A 15,218-nucleotide genomic window follows, 5' to 3' on the forward strand; every position below is an offset into this window, starting at 1 on the left:
TGATCGGCCGGATCGGAAGGTCGGTCCGGGGTCAGAGGATGTGGACCTGTTTCAGGAGGAAGCACTGTGAAGAAGTATCTGTTGAGCATGGCGGCGGTGTGTGGTTTGGGTGCGCTGGCCTGGGCGGCAGACCCCCCGGCAGGCAGCAACCCTCCCACAGCTCCCTCTCCCTCACCGGCTGCAACCGCGCCAGCAGCGCCGACGGCACCCACAGTGGTGACCACGACGACATCGGGTCGGCGTTTCGGCCTGCTGGCCCGGCTCCGAGAACGCCGCGCTACACGCATCGTCTACACGGCGCCGGTCACCGCACCGTCCACCACTCCCAGCACGACGGTTCCCATGCCCATGCCCAAGCCGGGAGATGGCACCAGCAGCTCGAACAACAGCAAGGTTGTGCCCGCGAGTGGCAGCACGCCGACCCCCAGCGCCGACGCAGGCACCACTGTTGTCACTTCGGAACGTGTCGTACCGGTCCGCCGGATGGGTCTGCTCCAACGGTTGCGCTTGCGCCGCTGAGGGAACGCGGGCTGCAGCATTCCCATGACCAGGAGAATGCTGCACGTTCCATTCACCTTTTGTGATCCGGAAACCTAGGACGCTTGAGCCGATCTGCAACGACACGAGCGGGTCGGCTTGTTTTTTCCGTTTAGCAACAGACCCGTCCTGGCGGCTCGTCGCGTTTCCATTCCAGCAGGGATTGGGTTTTGACAATCGTCCATTCCTCAGGAAAGGTGTGAAAGCAGGACAAACTCAAGCCTCTGCGAACGGGTTGGCTCCTAATGAGACTCAGCGGTGCCAGGCTCAGCCGGTGGCGCGGTTGATAGTGGAATAACAATCCCCGGCTTATACCTTCCGCGACGAGTTCTTCATGGAGGTGAACGAACTGTTCCGGCGGGAGTTGCTCACGTTGTACACAACAGTGGTATCGCCAGAGCGGGGTCAGATCGAAACAACAGGTGCGTTCGCCTTCTACGTTTTTATGGATCAACCGCCCGGTTTCCGGAAGTTCCATGTGAGTTTCGCCGAGCACTTCCTCCAAGCAGGCGTCTTCCAGCCTCCAGCTCAAAGAGTGCCCGCTGGGTATGAGGCGTATTCCCAAGGTATATCCCGGACCCATCACTTGCCGGTTCGCCACGATAGCAAACAGCTCCGGATGCAGGACCCGGTGATATACGACAAAGCGGAGGGTTTTTACCGGTGGCCGTATCAAGGTGCCCGCCATGAGTTCCCAATCACTTTCAATAATCCTGATAGCTCGTCAAGCAGCAACTTTTCCTCTCTTTAGTCCAGCAGGTTTTCGCAGGAATTTCAAGCTCTGTGTGGCCGTTTTGTCTCGGCTTGGGCAAATGCTTGGTCAGCGTTAGGCGGCAGACGTGGAAAACAAAACGGGGGTCAGGTTGCCCGTGACCCCCGAATGCCTGCCATCGAGCTGTCTTCAGCAGGAAATGTTGTCAGTTTCTTGGGCGCACCAGAATGAAGCGCTCCACCGTGGCATCCGCAGGCACAACGAGAGCGCTCGGCTCTTCCTGTTTGGTTTGGGTCTTGGGAGCTTCCTTCTTCGGCTCAGGCTTGGGAGCTTCCTTCTTCGGCTCCGTGGGAGCGGGTTGGGGTGAAGCTGTAGCTCCGTGGCAACCGTGCCCCGCAATCGCCCCGTGGCAGCCAGCTCCTCGCTTGCCGAACAGACCTCCTCCGTGGCATCCCGCTCGATTGAACAGTCCGCCTCCTTGGCACCCGGCCCGCTTGCTGAACAAGCCACCACCCTGGCATCCCGCCCGGTTGAACAGTCCGCCGAAGCATCCAGCCTTGGCCCCATGGCATCCCGCGGCAGCGCCGTGGCAACCCGCCGTGGCACCTTGGCAGCCCCCCTTGTTCCCGAAGGCCGGGGTGTCGGGTGTCCCTGCCACCGCCAACATCAGCACCATACCGTACATTGCGATGCTCCTCCGAGGTGTTTGGACCTACGTGAGTCGGAGTTTATACATCTTCCACTGGCACACCCCCACAGCGTGCCTAGCTTCCGACTCCATCCCATGCCACGAATATCCCCTCTCCTCGTCCTCGTTGCTCCGGGACGGTAGGGTATTCGCTCATACCATGAATCTAAGGATCGCTTTGGCCCTAGTCAACGGTAAAGTGGGAAGTCTAGCTGCGACAGGTGAAAATAGGGGACTGGCGGAAACGATTGCTAGGGTCCGCGCGATCCTAGCGGTCGAACCGGCCAGTCGGAAGGTGCCGCCTGCAATAGGATGGCATTATGAAACAGGCTTGAGCGAGGTCCTTCGAGTATCTGAGGTGTTCGCTCTTGCGAAGCCTTGGGTTCGGGTGTATCATATCCCCGGAAATAAGACCTAATTATCCTGTTTTCACGATTCTAGGTGGATGCTAGCGGGCGCTTCGGCCAACAGAAGAGAGAGGGAATGCGTTATGCTACCGTGCTAAGGCAGTCGATGGAATCAGGTGGAGTCGTCCAGGCAGTCGAACAAGGCAGATTCCGGGATGCCGATCATCATCCTCTGAGGCAGCGAGTCCAGTCATGGAACACGACACAGCGGCCGTCGTCCATCTTCCTCGTTCTGCAGCGGAAGCCGTTCCTCCTTGGCCGACCCCATTAGTCGTGCGGCTGGCAGTTTCAGGTCTCCTCATCAACGGCATCGCCGCCGTGTTGGGGGGCATCCATTACCTGGTGTCCTTTCCCCCATGGCTGGACGGCGTGCGTGTCCTTTTGGTATTGGCGGGGTGCATCCTGACCGGGGCGGCACTTTCCTGGCGGGCGGAGGTGTGGTGGACCTGGGGCTTGGCGGCGGCCACGGCACTGGTCGGTTGGGCAGGCTTGCCGGAAACATGGGATTCGTATCGCCTGGTTTTGGGTGTCGCGGTGGCGGTAGCCCTGGGCGGGGCGCTGTTATTGGCGGTGCCCAAAACCTGGCGCTTGGCCGCCATTTCCCTGTATCTGCTCTTTCACTTCGGGGGCATTTTTCTGGCGACAACCTCGCCACATACTCATAACTATCCAGCCCCGATGGTCACCATTCAGTTATACACCCGCTTGTACCACCCGTACTTGCAGTTCATCTACATGCGGAACGCCTACCACTTTTACTCTCCCGAACCGGGTCCGGCGAGCCTGCTCGTGTTTCTGCTGCGCACCGACACGGGCCAACATGTCCAAGCGGTCGATCCGCAAACCGGCAATCCCTACGAGCGTAAAGTCTACAAGCATCAATGGGTGGTGATGCCCCGGCGGCCGGATGATGTGCGGGACCCGCTCGGACTGTCCTACTACCGGCGGTTATCCCTGACGGAACAATTGGCACGTGGCAGCCCTGGTGTGATCGTTCCCGAAATCTTCGAGAAGTCGGAAGTGCAAGCTCGGCGAATGACCCGCTTGGGCCTGATCCCCTTGCATCCGACGGAGCCGATCGGCTTGCAATATCGCTTGCCGAATTCCGATGTGATGCGCTACTTGCTTCCCTCTTATGCTTCGCATGTCATTCTGTATCACACTCCCGACGTTCAGACGGCAGCACGGACGACGGTGAAAATCTATCGCCTGGAACATCGGACCCTGCGCGTGGAGACGTTCGCAGCCCGCCAGCCAGATGGCAGCTATGCCAGCCCGTTCCATCCCACCACTTATTTGCCCTTTTTCATGGGGGAATTCGATGCGAATGGAGAGCTGATCCATCCCCAAGATGAACTGCTCAACTGGCTGGTTCCGGTGATGCCGCGAGAACCGCGACCCAATGATCCGGATGATCCGTTCCGGAAAACGTACCTGGATTACATGTCGGTGCATGCTTTGGACCTGACCCCGCAACAGGTGCTGCGCGCGGACGAATCGGCGGGGGAAGTCTTCAATTGGAGTCTGTTGCGATGAGTCAAGAGACACCCCAAGCGGCGGCTTCGGAGTCCGCTTTTCCCCCGGTGGGTATCGATGCCAAATTCACGGCTCCGGACGTGCAACCGCGTTCCCCGTGGCAACGCTGGCGGGATTTCTGGTTCTGCCCCGCGGACCCCACCACGCTGGCGTTCATCCGCATTAGCACCGGCTTGCTCGTGCTCTATATCCATCTGGCTTACAGTCTGGACTTGCAGGCGTTCTTCGGCGAACACGGTTGGTATGCCGCCCGCTTCATCAATCGGGAGCGCAAGGAATCGCCCATGGTGGTGACACCGTGGCTGGATCATTGGGAGGACAGCCAAGAGGGTTGGGCGCAGTTATCGGATTTCCCTCACCGACGCGCCGCTTTGATGCGCTTCCTGCGTTCCTTGCCAGCGGATGCCGCGCAGAGGCAACGTGATCTCGCCTATCTCCAGCGGATCTTCGCCTATCGTAATTCGGCGGATGTGCTCATTGCCCTCAATTATGTCCAATCGATGGCGACGGAGCGCGAGCTGGAACGGTATCTGACGGCCCTGCAAGGGGGCCAAGTGGAACTGAGCGAAGAAATCGTCATTGGCGCCCGGCCCAAAAGCTTCGGCAAGCAATACGAACCGCCCCCTGTTTTCGCCACCCTGTCTGCGGACGAAAAACGTCAATTGGCGCAAGAGATCCGCCATTTCTGGCACGCCCTGGCGCGGGTACCTTGGATCGATCCCAAACAGGAGCGGACTTACGTTATCAATCACTTCATGGAAGCCGGTCCGGTTATGCGCCAGGCCTTGCTCGAGTTCATGTTGACCCTGCCGGATGATGAACAACAACGCAACGCCCTTCTGGACTACTTGGAATACTGGAATGTGGACCCGCGCAAGGTCTATCGTCAAGGGCATGCCATCTTTTCGATGTGGTTCCATGTCACCGATCCGACGGCGATGGCATGCATCCATGCGGGGGTCTTGGTGCTGATCGCCTTGTTTACCGTCGGCTTGTTCACTCGGGTCACCTCGGTGCTGGTGTGGCTGGCCACGGTCAGTTACATCCACCGCACTCAGCAGATCCTCTTCGGCATGGACACCATGATGAACATCCTCCTGTTCTATTTGATGATTGGCAATTGCGGGGCGGCATTATCCCTGGACCGGCTGATCGCTCGTTATCGTGCCACACGGGCAGCTTTGCGGCGCGGGGGCCTTGATGCTGCGACACGGGCTTTCCTAGCTTACCCACCCCCTTCGGTGGCTGCCGGCTTCGCGCAAAGGCTCATCCAAGTCCATTTCTGCTTCATCTACATGGCTGCCGGCCTATCCAAACTCAAAGGGGGAATGTGGTGGCATGGCCAGGCCTTTTGGGAAGTGCTTGTCAATCCGGAATTCACCCTCTTGCACTACAGTTGGTACGAAAACACAATTCGTTGGCTGGTATCCTTCAAGCCGGTGTATCACATCATGCTCGTCTCGGCGGTGTGGTTCACGCTGTTTGTCGAAATTGCTGGTCCGTTCCTGCTCTGGACCCGCTTGCGCTGGTTGATCATTTTCCTAGCTACGCTCATGCATGCTATCATCGCGGTGCTGATGGGTCTGAACTTGTTCGAGCTGTTGATGATTGTGATGTTGCTGGCTTTCCTACCGGATCGTGTCATCCGCGATCGCTTCCGCGGCGGTCCGGATTTGCCGCGGTTCCGCTGGTGTTTCCACCTGCCGCGGGATGCGGAATGCCGGACGGCTGCTTGGATTGCGGCGATCGATGTGGATAATCAGGTGCGCCTACAACCCGTCAGTGCGGAGCAGAAAACTCCCTACTTGCTCCGAGACAATGGTGAAATGTTACGGGATCGGGAGGCGGTGCAAGTCTTGGTATCCTCACTCCGGCTCGCACCGTTGCTTGTACCATTGTTGTGGCTCCCCGGCATGGGCGGCTGGCTGACTCGTCGGCTATTCCCCTCATAAATGTTTTCTACCGCTATTCTCCAGAAACTCATTCCGTCATGCCCCTTTGGGGTAAATTCGCTTCCGCTGGCCTCCATGAGCCTATCCCCCGAGCGACACCGGCTATCCCATCTGTTTTCGGCTGAACCCTCCAACACGGCGGTATTTGCTTGGATTTGGGGTTGGTTCAGGCCCTGAAAGTGGGTTCTGATTACTCAAGAGAAGCATGGACCCTTGAAGGCCTGGGGTTCAAGGACTGATCATGCGGGTGGGCGAAGGAAAGTTTCAAGCTGCTTAGGGAAAGCCGTCGATTCTCCCATGATAGGAAGAAGTAGGTGAGTGGGGACGGCGGAGGAGGCGCCGGAGTGGGACGACCGCTACTGCTGCTGGCCGTGCTCGGGGCTGCCGCCGTGGCGGTCTGGCCGGGGATTTACGCTCAGGATGACGGTCCTCCCCCCTACTATTGGCCGCACCGGACCGTCGGAATCCCGGTCAACGTGGACCAACTCCAACGGCTCCCCCAGCCCCCCGCCTACCTCCAGTTGTACTACGCTGTTCAGCGCGGAACCTTCCAGAAAGGCCCGCGCCTGCCCGTGAATCAGCTCCAGCCCCTCGATGGAGGCAAACGGGGCTTCCTGTTCACCGCGGAGAGGGATGGCGATTTCGAGTTTACAGTCCAGTTTGTTTATGCCGATGGCTCGACCAGTCCGCGGGTGGAAGAGCTAGCGCCCCAGCAACGGATCATCATCGATACTACGCCGCCCGTGGTTCGCATCTTGGCTTTACCGGATGGGGTGGAATGGCAAGCCACGGATGAACATCTCGATCCGCGGGGGATACAACTTCAGTGCCGTTGGCCGGGAACACGGGATTGGACCACCGTGACCGATCGGGCCATGCGAGCCACGGATCGGTATAACTGGCAACTTCCAGCGGGTAAGAGCCTCGAGGTGCGTGTTTTGGCCCGGGATCGGGCTGGCAACACTGGCGTATCCCCTGTGGTGCGCATTCCGCCGGAAGGGGCGGCCACGGCAGGGCTGATGCGACCCCATCCCGCGCCGGACTGGCTAGGCGGCGGGCGAAGCTTGCCCGCGCCCCGGATCGATTACGTCAATTCCCTGAAATTCGACGTTGAGTTCTCAATCCAACGGATGGGCCGCTCCGGCGTGCGCGCCGCATATTTGTTTGTTCTGAAAAATACCGGCGGCTGGGAGTTTGCCAAGAAAGTGGATGTGCAATTGCGGCCCGGTGAGAAAGACCCAATCCTGACGATTCCCTACGAGGCCTCCAGCGAGGGAACCTACGGCTTTTATGTCATCCCCGAAAGCGGGGCTGGCAAGCGCGCTGACGACCCGCGCACTGATGATCCGCCGATGCTGTATGTTGTCGTAGATACCACTCCCCCTTATCTCAAGATCACCGGCGTCCAAGTTCGGCCTGGAAACCGCGGTCCATTAGTCGAGATAACCTGGGAGTGCGCCGACCCGAATCTCATGCCGCAGCCGGTCAGCTTGGAATGGTCGTTGGATCGTACAGCGGCCAAATGGAATGAGGTCAAATACCGCTTGGATAACTTGCCCAACAGCAGCGTGGGGCGGTACGTGTGGGAAATTTCCGATCCGCAGCTATGGAAGTTCTGGCTGCGCGCGCGGGCCGTGGACAAGGCAGCTAACACGACCGAATACATCTGGCCCGAAGAAGTGATTGTGGACTTGGAGAAGCCAGCCGCCACGATCCACAAGGTGCGTAGCAGTGGAAAGGGGGGCAGTGGCGGTTCCTCGACGCCTCCTCCCACCGTGACCCTCCCTCCAGGAGGAGAGCCAGCTCCAGGATCGCCTGCCTCGCCGCCGCCCCCGCCGCCTACACCGTCGGCGAATCAGCCTTCCCCCCCTATCCCCAGTGGTATGGGACTGCCGCCTCCGCCGCCTGCTGCTGCTTCTCCCCCTGATGTGCCCGCCGCAGCGCCCACCCCTCCGCCGTCAGCGCCTTCCGGCACCTGAGACCCAGGCGACCTTACCCTGCGATGTCCTCGGCCCCGGCGGGATTCCCCATTAGATACCATTACCGCTAGTTCGTCACTGGCGACCGGCTATAAGTCGCACGTCGCTGCTTCCAAAGCGAACCTTTTTCCCCCGGACACCTCTCTAAAGGTGTGGATGGACCAAAAGACATACCATCTGACAACGGATAGTATCGCTCATATCCGTTGAAGACTGACTAGCATGACGAGTTATTGAAGGGAGATGAGACTATGGTCCTGAGTCGACGCCATCCGTTTGATGTGCTCTGGGAAGAGTTCAACCAGGTGCAAGATGAGTTTGCCCGGCTCTTCAATCGAGCGGCAAGTTGGGCTGTGACGGCGGCCAGCGGCCTGCCTATTTCCGTGTGGGAAGATGATAATGCTGTGTATGCCGAGGCGGATTTGCCCGGTGTGGACCCAGCCAAATTGGAAGTTACCGTCACCGAAGGCAATCGTCTAGCGATTCAAGGCGAACGGCCTGCACCGCAGATCGAGGGGGCAAGCTGGTTGCGCCAGGAACGTCCCTACGGCAAGTTCTACCGGGAAGTGGTGCTGCCGGCCCTCGTCGATCCAGACAAGGTGGAGGCTAAGTATGAATTGGGAGTGCTGCGGCTGACACTCCCGAAGCATGAAGCGGCCAAGCCTCGCAAGATTGTGGTGCAGGGCTGAACCTTTCCGAGGCCAATGAGGCCGTGGCAGTAGGAAAAGTTCACTTAACGCCGCGGCCATCCATTCTCTTGATCCGTGGAATGCTCGAGCGTTTTCCCTTGGGGAAAAGGAGGAGAAACTATGTCTCAAATCGTGCATGATTCGACACCAACGACCCCAGCGGTGCCTGCAGCAGAGCGTAGTGTTACTCTCGTTCCGCGTGTAGACATTTTGGAGACAGAAAACGAATATCTCGTGCTGGCGGACATGCCGGGTGTATCCCCCCAGGATATGGACATCCGTTTCGACAAGGGGGAGCTGACGGTGGTCGGGCGCCGCCCTGCAGGCCGTAACTACGAGGCCAGCTCCTATCAGCGGAGTTTCCAGGTGGCGGACACTATCGCGGCTGACAAAATCACCGCGGAGCTGAAAGCGGGGGTTTTGACCATCCATCTTCCGAAGGTCGAAGCTGTCAAACCGCGGCGGATCACCGTCACCGGCTGAAGCACCAAATAAACCATCGAGAACGCCCACCATCCGGCAGGGAGCACTCCGAAAAGGTCTCACGGGAAAGGCACAGGAAGGTTGCTCCCACCGTCCACCCCTAAAAGCCCGGGTATTTGCCCGGTTTTTTTTTTGCTTGGTACGGCAGGATCCTAAACCCTCAAAGTGTGAGGCAAGGGGGTGTGCGGGTAAAATGAGTGGCAAGGCGAACCATCGCGGCGGCTTGACCGTAATAGCGGCAGCATCTAGCGTGATTTTGGGGATGTGACAGATCGGGCAACTCGCGGGATGAGGAGAACTCGTGAAACGAACATCGCCGCCTCCTCCGGAGTCACAAGCATCACCTCCGGTTGCTGATACCCCTCCTCAACAAGTGCCTACCGCTGTAGGATCGGATCGCCGTGCCGTTCCGGCAGCTTCGAGTCACCAGGGACCAAGGTGGTTTCACCTCGTCGATCATCTTTTGGTGGTGCTGGTGGTGGTGCTAGTTTTTTTCTTGGCTTCGTTTCCCGCTCGCAATTCCGATGTTTGGCTGCATTTGGCGTCGGGCAAGCGGATTCTAACCGGTGAGTATTTTCCAGGGGGTCATGATCCCTTCAGTTATTCTGCCGCCGATCGTGTTTGGGTGCACCATTGCTGGCTTTTTGACATCATAGCCTATCTGACTTACTCCGTTCACCAATATGGGCTGGTACTTTTCAAGGCGGTGCTGATTACCGCGGCCTTTGGTTTGCTGCTGTTGTTGCGTCGTCCGGGGTTTGCCCTGTGGCCGTGGAGTGTATGCTTGGCCGTGGCGGCTTTGGCGGCAGCTCCTCAATTCGTGTTCCGTTCCAGCGTCGTTTCCCTGCTGTTTCTCAGCTTGACTCTCGTTCTGCTCTTACGGGGGAGTCCACTCCTCGCTCGCCCTTGGCGCTGGGTTGTAGCAGTGGCGGCGATCTTCTGGCTGTGGGCTATGTGTGATCAATGGTTTTTCCTCGGTCCTTTCGCGCTCTTATTGACCCTACTGGGAGAAACGATCCAACGGTATTGGCAGCAGAAGAAATCCTCGGCATCAGGGACCAATGCGTCTTCGGAAACCCCGGCGCTGCCAGCGGAAGAGGCCAACGATGCTCTGGGACCGCTCCCTCCTCGCCCCGCTTTGGTAAGAGCGTTGATTCTGGGAGTGGCGGCTTGTACCCTCACGCCGTTGCATGTGCGGATTTGGGAGCTACCGGTGGAATTGACCGGGGCGGCTGTCCAGGACCCCCGGCTGGAGCAGTTGTTTCTAGGACCACTCGATCGCGTCTATTACAGTAGCCCCTCCTTCGGGAGAAACCTCAATGGCTTAGCTTACGCGATCTTACTGCTCGGCGGGGGTGCTCTGCTGGCTTTTGGGGTGGGCCGGTTGCAACTCGCTCATGTCGCTTTGTGGTTAGGCATGGCCGCCTTGAGTTTGCAGTCTCTCTCCGCGATTCCCTTTTTCGCCCTGGTGGCGGTGCCACTAATGGCGGCTCAACTCAACCAGTTATCGAACCGAGTACAATGGACCGGCTGGAACGAGGTGCGCTCCCGCTTGTTGTTTCTGGGCTCCGTGTTGGGCCGCTGGCTAAGTCTGGCCGCCTTGCTCCTCGCTTTGGCTTGTGCCTGGCCGGGTTGGTTGCATCCCGCACCGGGACATCCCTCGGCGCGCCGCCACGTGGGTTGGACCGTTGACCCCGACCCGGCTTTGGTTCGAGCTGCCCAACGCCTGCAACAGTGGCGGGAAGAGGGCAAGTTGCCTCCGGAAGCCCGCGGTTTCTTGGCTTCCCCGGAACTGGCCAACTACTGCGCCTGGTTTGCACCAGCGGAGAAGGTGTTCATTAACAGCCGCTACACCCACCACAAGCCGGAATTGTCGGTGCTAGGCGCAGTCCGCGGAGCCTTGGGTTTGCACTTGCGGGGTGAATCGCCGGGCAGTGATGAATTGGTCCGCCAACTGGCCCCCTGGAAGGTGGAATACCTGGGAGTGCACTTTACGGTGATCGAATCCCGCCGCCAACCGGAATTGACTGCCCTCGTGCAGCAACTTCTTTGGCAAGATGAGGAGCATTTCTCCCTGTGGTACCTGGATGGCCGCACGACACTGGGCGGCTGGCGTGAACGGGCGGGGCGCGAACAACCTGCTTTTCACCAACTGAAGCTGAATGTCGTGGAGCTAGCCTTTGGCGAGAAGGTGCCCCGGCTTCCCCCCCTTGCCGTGCAGCCAATTCCCCCGCGCTTGGGATGGGAGGCGGACTTTGTGCGGTACCCGCGCTGGCCTTCGCCGGCCATCGATGAGGCACTAGGCTGGGCGCAATATAGCCGCCTTCTGGAAGTGCAACACCAACAACACCTGCTGGCGATCCAGATGACTCTGCAAGCCGCGGACCACGTTCTGGGCGGCAGCGGTCTCCTTTTGCACGTGACGCCAACCTGGCCTGCCAGCGCGGAGCAACTGGCGGTTCCTTTCTTGGCTTTGCGAGCGGCCCGGCGTGCTCAGGCGGATGACCCGAATGACCCGGATTGCTATGCCGTTCTGGCTGAAGCCCTTTCTCTCCCCCGTCTGCCATTATCCATCGATGAACGCAGCGTCGCACGGGTGACAGCTCTCAGGCAGTGCTTGGCCCGGATGCCGCCGCCCTCCGAGTACGCCTTTGGGATCTATCACGCTCATCCGACCAAGATCGCGGCCCAATTGGCGAGTCTGTATCTGGGGGAACGCCAAGCAGCAGGGTACTTCACCGGCCTGCCGGTCAATCTGCCGGCGTTCCATGTGCTTCGGCGGATCGGAGCTACGGGAGCAGCCATCATTCGCGGAGGACAAGTCGCGGAACGTTCTCCCACCGTCACCTTACTGCCGATGGACTTAGCGCGGGACGCCCTCCGCTTGGCCCAAAGCTATTTGGATCAAGATGAGCGGGCTTTCGGAGAGCAAACCCCCAAGATCGCGCAGGAACTGGCCGGATTTCTCAAACAGGTCGAAGACGACACCCAACGTTTGGAAAATCTTTACGAGCGGGAAAAACTCCGCTTGCCTGCCCAAGGTCAAGTCGCGTTAGCACAGTTGGTTTTGGCCCTGCGCCACAATCTTGTGGGCGAGGCGTTACGACTGCTGGAAGATACACAATGGCAAACGTCAGCGGATTTGAAAGAGGCGGCAGCGGAAATCGAGTTTGCCCGCCTCGTGCTCTTGGTGGCGGTCGGACGCCTGGAAGATGCTGCTGCCCTTCTGGAAGCAGCGCCGAACCGTTACGAGGGAGTGGTTTCCTTGCGCGAGCCGGCCCGTTGGTTACGCTATCAAATGGCCGTCCTCACGGGTGACTACGAGGAAGCCGGCGCCATTCTCGAAGATTTCGCCGCCATGAATATCGGTCAGGATCCCCCTTTGCCGAAGCGTGGCGAAATCCTGGGGCAGTTTCCGGGCATTCCCTGGATTACTCGTCCCGATGGCCAGCCCTTTCCATATGGTCTCATTGAAATGCAGGGTTTGACCGCCTGGCTGCGACCTCATCTGCTGGACAGACTGGTGCAGGGCCAATTGCTCAGTGCACTCCAGGCGCCATACGATCATTATCGGCAACAGTTGATTCTGCGGCGTGTTTCGGATGCGGAGTATTTTTGGCGGCGGGGCTACTTGTATTTGGTCGAAGGGGATATACTTAGGGCGCGTCAATGTCTGGAGCAGGCACGGCGTCCGGGTGTGCCGCAGTGGAATGTTCCGGAGTACAGCCAGACGACAGCCGACGAATACCGCCGCCTGCTAAAACGCATCCGGCATCCCTAGACCGCAACGTCGCGGGTGCCCTTCGTTGGTCTCCGGAATCTCCTCTTTCTCACACGGAGGGTTATTCTCATGCGCAGCTACTGGAAGGTCGCCGGCGTCCAAATGAATTGCCGCTTAGGCGACAAAGCCTTCAATGTCGCGGAAGTCTGCCGAAAGTTGCGGGAAGCTGCCCATGGCGGCGCCCATTTAGTCGTCTTTCCCGAATGTTGCCTGACTGGCTACGGCTTCGACTCGCGGGAAGCCATTCGCCAAGTCGCCGAGCCGCTCCCCGGACCGAGCACCGAGATCATCGCGCGGGAGTGCCGCCGCCATCACGTCTGGGCGGTTGTAGGATTGTTTGAAAGCACGGAGCAAGGACAGCTTTTCAACGCCGCCGCTCTGATTGGCCCCGAAGGCTTCGCCGCTTCTTACCGTAAGATCCATCTGCCCTGTGTGGGTGCCGATCGCTTTACCGATCCTGGCGACCGCCCCTTTGCGGTCCACGATCTCGGCGGCTTGCGTTTGGGTATCAACATCTGTTTTGATGGCAGCTTTCCCGAATCGGCCCGCATCCTCACCCTGTTGGGAGCCGACCTGATCGTGCTGCCGACCAATTGGGCCTCTAATGCCCGGCGGATGGCGGAGTTGGTCGCTTCGGCACGCGCCTGGGAAAATCACGTGTACTATTTGGCAGTCAATCGCGTCGGAGATGAAGCGGGGTTCCATTACATCGGCCTCAGTTCCGCGGCGGATTATATGGGCAACCTGTTGTATTTCGCCCCGCCGGATGTGGAAGAGATTTTCACCATCGATGTCTATCCCGCCGAGGCCGCCAACAAACGTGTCGTCCATTGCCACGGCGTCTATGAAATTGATCGCGTCAATTGGCGACGGCCCGAAATGTACGCTCCGCTCGTTGAACCAATGAGCCTACCCTTTCGGGGCCACTATAACCTGGAACGGAAAGCCCCGGCTGGGCGAACAGCCTCCCCCCAACCGGCGGCTGTTTCCTGAAGCGTCGTCTCTGGCTTATCGGCAATCGATGGATTCTGCCCTTCGCTTGATAGCAAGGTTGCTTTTCTGTAAGGAACGTGTCTGCTCCTCCTCCGATGGCCAGGGTTGCCTGGAACGGAGGAGATGGGAAGAACCGCTCGCTTCACGAGCTGCGCTGGTCCTCGTGGACCTGATCAGGGATGGTCATCGATGCGCCGTTCACGGAGATACTTGATGCGGCAGCCTGCGGCGGCACTGGTTTCGGCCACGGGGACGGGTTGACCGGCGAGCACGGCTTCCACGGCATCAATCAGGTACTGTCGCTGCGGTGTTCCAGGGGGTGCACGGTCATCGATGGCCCCAGTATAAACAATCCGCCGTTGGCGATCCAGCACGAAAACCTCCGGCGTGAAGACGGCACCATATTTGCGGGCAATCTGCTGGCTCGGATCATAAAGATAGGGGAAGTTGAAACCGCGTTTTTCCGCCCGCTGCCGCATGGCCGGCAAGGCATCTTCGCTCCCCGTGTTGACATTGATGGCCACGAGAGCGACCCGCGCTTTTTCCCCCTGCGTGTAGCGTTGGGCGAACGCTTTGAGTCGGTCCTCATAGGCCGCCGCGACTGGACAGCTATTGCAGGTGAACACCACCACGACCACCTCTTTGTCCTTCAAGTCGGCCAGAGCATGTTTGCGGCCATCGGTCCCTTCCAGGCCTTCCCAAGCGGGTGCGGCATCGCCGGGGGAAAGCACCTTGTTGTATTTCCCCGGTTTGTGGGCGCCGGACGCCGCTTCTGACGCCATCAGTGATACCGTTCCCCCAACGAGGGCGAGAAGTGACACCCAGGAGCGTGTTGCGAACATCGTTCACCTCAATACATGCCAGGGGAGACACTCTGCGAACAGCATCGGGACAACGGTGGCTACCTCCGACACGAGCTGTGTCACTGGCCTGGCGGACTAGTGATATAGAATACAAAGCAATAGGGAGATCGTGATGTGGTACCGTGTTTTTGGCTTGTCGGATGTGGAAGTGTCGCCCGTGGCGCTTGCGGAACATCTCCATGCCACGGGATTGCCAGTAGAGCCGCATTTTCGTGGAGATGAGTGGGGGTGGACGAGCGGGGAACTGCGTCTGCCAGGAGCAGGCACGCCCATTTATCTGAACCGCTATCTGACGACGGTAGATGACCTCCGCCATGACTTGAATGCCTACGCCGCCGAATTGGAGACCTGTGACTATCATCCCAACCATCGTCGCCTCATGGAACATGCCATTCAGACGCAGCAGTTGATTGTTCTCCGCCGTCCCGCCGATGCGCCCGACGAAGCCGCAGTGCTAGCTACCTTGGAACGGGCTTGCCAGTTTCTAGCGGAACAGACGCAAGGCGTGTATCAGATCGATGGGCGCGGCTGGTTTGCAGCGAGCGGGGAGTTGTTGCTCCCTGAATACTAAGCATGGCTGCTCGTTCTCGCTCGCGGG

General features: G+C 59.2%; 12 protein-coding genes. 9 read left to right on the forward strand and 3 right to left on the reverse strand.

The window, feature by feature from the left end:
* Nucleotides 1-66 precede the first annotated feature (66 nt).
* The gene (locus tag H0921_RS05050; RefSeq protein WP_194536946.1) at nt 67-519 is read left to right on the forward strand and encodes a hypothetical protein; all 453 of its coding nucleotides are present in this window, start codon (nt 67-69) and stop codon (nt 517-519) included.
* A gap of 130 nt (nt 520-649) precedes the next feature.
* Here H0921_RS05050 and H0921_RS05055 read toward each other — a convergent pair whose 3' ends face one another.
* Complete coding sequence (locus H0921_RS05055) at nt 650-1,225, reverse strand: DUF2617 family protein (RefSeq protein WP_194536947.1); 576 nt, start codon at nt 1,223-1,225, stop codon at nt 650-652.
* A 229-nt stretch (nt 1,226-1,454) separates the two neighbouring features.
* A complete protein-coding gene (locus H0921_RS05060) occupies nt 1,455-1,934 on the reverse strand; it encodes a hypothetical protein (protein ID WP_194536948.1) in 480 nt (159 codons plus the stop codon).
* A gap of 602 nt (nt 1,935-2,536) precedes the next feature.
* On the opposite strand from H0921_RS05060, the gene H0921_RS05065 reads away from it, so the two are divergent.
* The 7 genes from H0921_RS05065 to H0921_RS05095 all read left to right on the forward strand — a co-directional run bounded on the left by H0921_RS05065 (nt 2,537) and on the right by H0921_RS05095 (nt 13,757).
* On the forward strand, nt 2,537-3,880 hold the full coding sequence (locus H0921_RS05065) for a hypothetical protein (RefSeq protein ID WP_194536949.1): 1,344 nt from the start codon (nt 2,537-2,539) through the stop codon (nt 3,878-3,880).
* Nucleotides 3,877-5,832: an HTTM domain-containing protein gene (locus H0921_RS05070; RefSeq protein WP_194536950.1), complete on the forward strand. Its 1,956-nt coding sequence runs from the start codon at nt 3,877-3,879 to the stop codon at nt 5,830-5,832. The genes H0921_RS05065 and H0921_RS05070 overlap by 4 nt, the downstream gene beginning before the upstream one ends.
* Nucleotides 5,833-6,176: 344 nt before the next feature.
* On the forward strand, nt 6,177-7,811 hold the full coding sequence (locus H0921_RS05075; RefSeq protein ID WP_194536951.1) for a hypothetical protein: 1,635 nt from the start codon (nt 6,177-6,179) through the stop codon (nt 7,809-7,811).
* Between the two features lie 251 nt (nt 7,812-8,062).
* Nucleotides 8,063-8,500, forward strand: coding sequence for an Hsp20/alpha crystallin family protein (locus tag H0921_RS05080; RefSeq protein ID WP_194536952.1), 438 nt, complete (start codon nt 8,063-8,065; stop codon nt 8,498-8,500).
* A gap of 120 nt (nt 8,501-8,620) precedes the next feature.
* Nucleotides 8,621-8,983: an Hsp20/alpha crystallin family protein gene (locus tag H0921_RS05085; RefSeq protein ID WP_194536953.1), complete on the forward strand. Its 363-nt coding sequence runs from the start codon at nt 8,621-8,623 to the stop codon at nt 8,981-8,983.
* Nucleotides 8,984-9,284: 301 nt separating this feature from the next.
* Nucleotides 9,285-12,764 (forward strand): hypothetical protein, encoded by a 3,480-nt coding sequence (locus tag H0921_RS05090; RefSeq protein WP_194536954.1) that lies wholly within the window; start codon nt 9,285-9,287, stop codon nt 12,762-12,764.
* A 69-nt stretch (nt 12,765-12,833) separates the two neighbouring features.
* On the forward strand, nt 12,834-13,757 hold the full coding sequence (locus H0921_RS05095; RefSeq protein WP_194536955.1) for a carbon-nitrogen hydrolase family protein: 924 nt from the start codon (nt 12,834-12,836) through the stop codon (nt 13,755-13,757).
* A 173-nt stretch (nt 13,758-13,930) separates the two neighbouring features.
* Here H0921_RS05095 and H0921_RS05100 read toward each other — a convergent pair whose 3' ends face one another.
* A complete protein-coding gene (locus tag H0921_RS05100) occupies nt 13,931-14,599 on the reverse strand; it encodes a thioredoxin family protein (protein WP_228499016.1) in 669 nt (222 codons plus the stop codon).
* Between the two features lie 133 nt (nt 14,600-14,732).
* Between H0921_RS05100 and H0921_RS05105 the strand changes: the two genes are divergently transcribed.
* Nucleotides 14,733-15,191 carry a hypothetical protein gene (locus H0921_RS05105; protein ID WP_194536956.1) on the forward strand — a complete coding sequence of 153 codons (459 nt, stop codon included), beginning with the start codon at nt 14,733-14,735 and terminating at the stop codon, nt 15,189-15,191.
* The last annotated feature ends 27 nt before the right edge of the window (nt 15,192-15,218 follow it).

The sequence above is a fragment of the Thermogemmata fonticola genome (genome assembly GCF_013694095.1).
Classification (GTDB): domain Bacteria; phylum Planctomycetota; class Planctomycetia; order Gemmatales; family Gemmataceae; genus Thermogemmata; species Thermogemmata fonticola.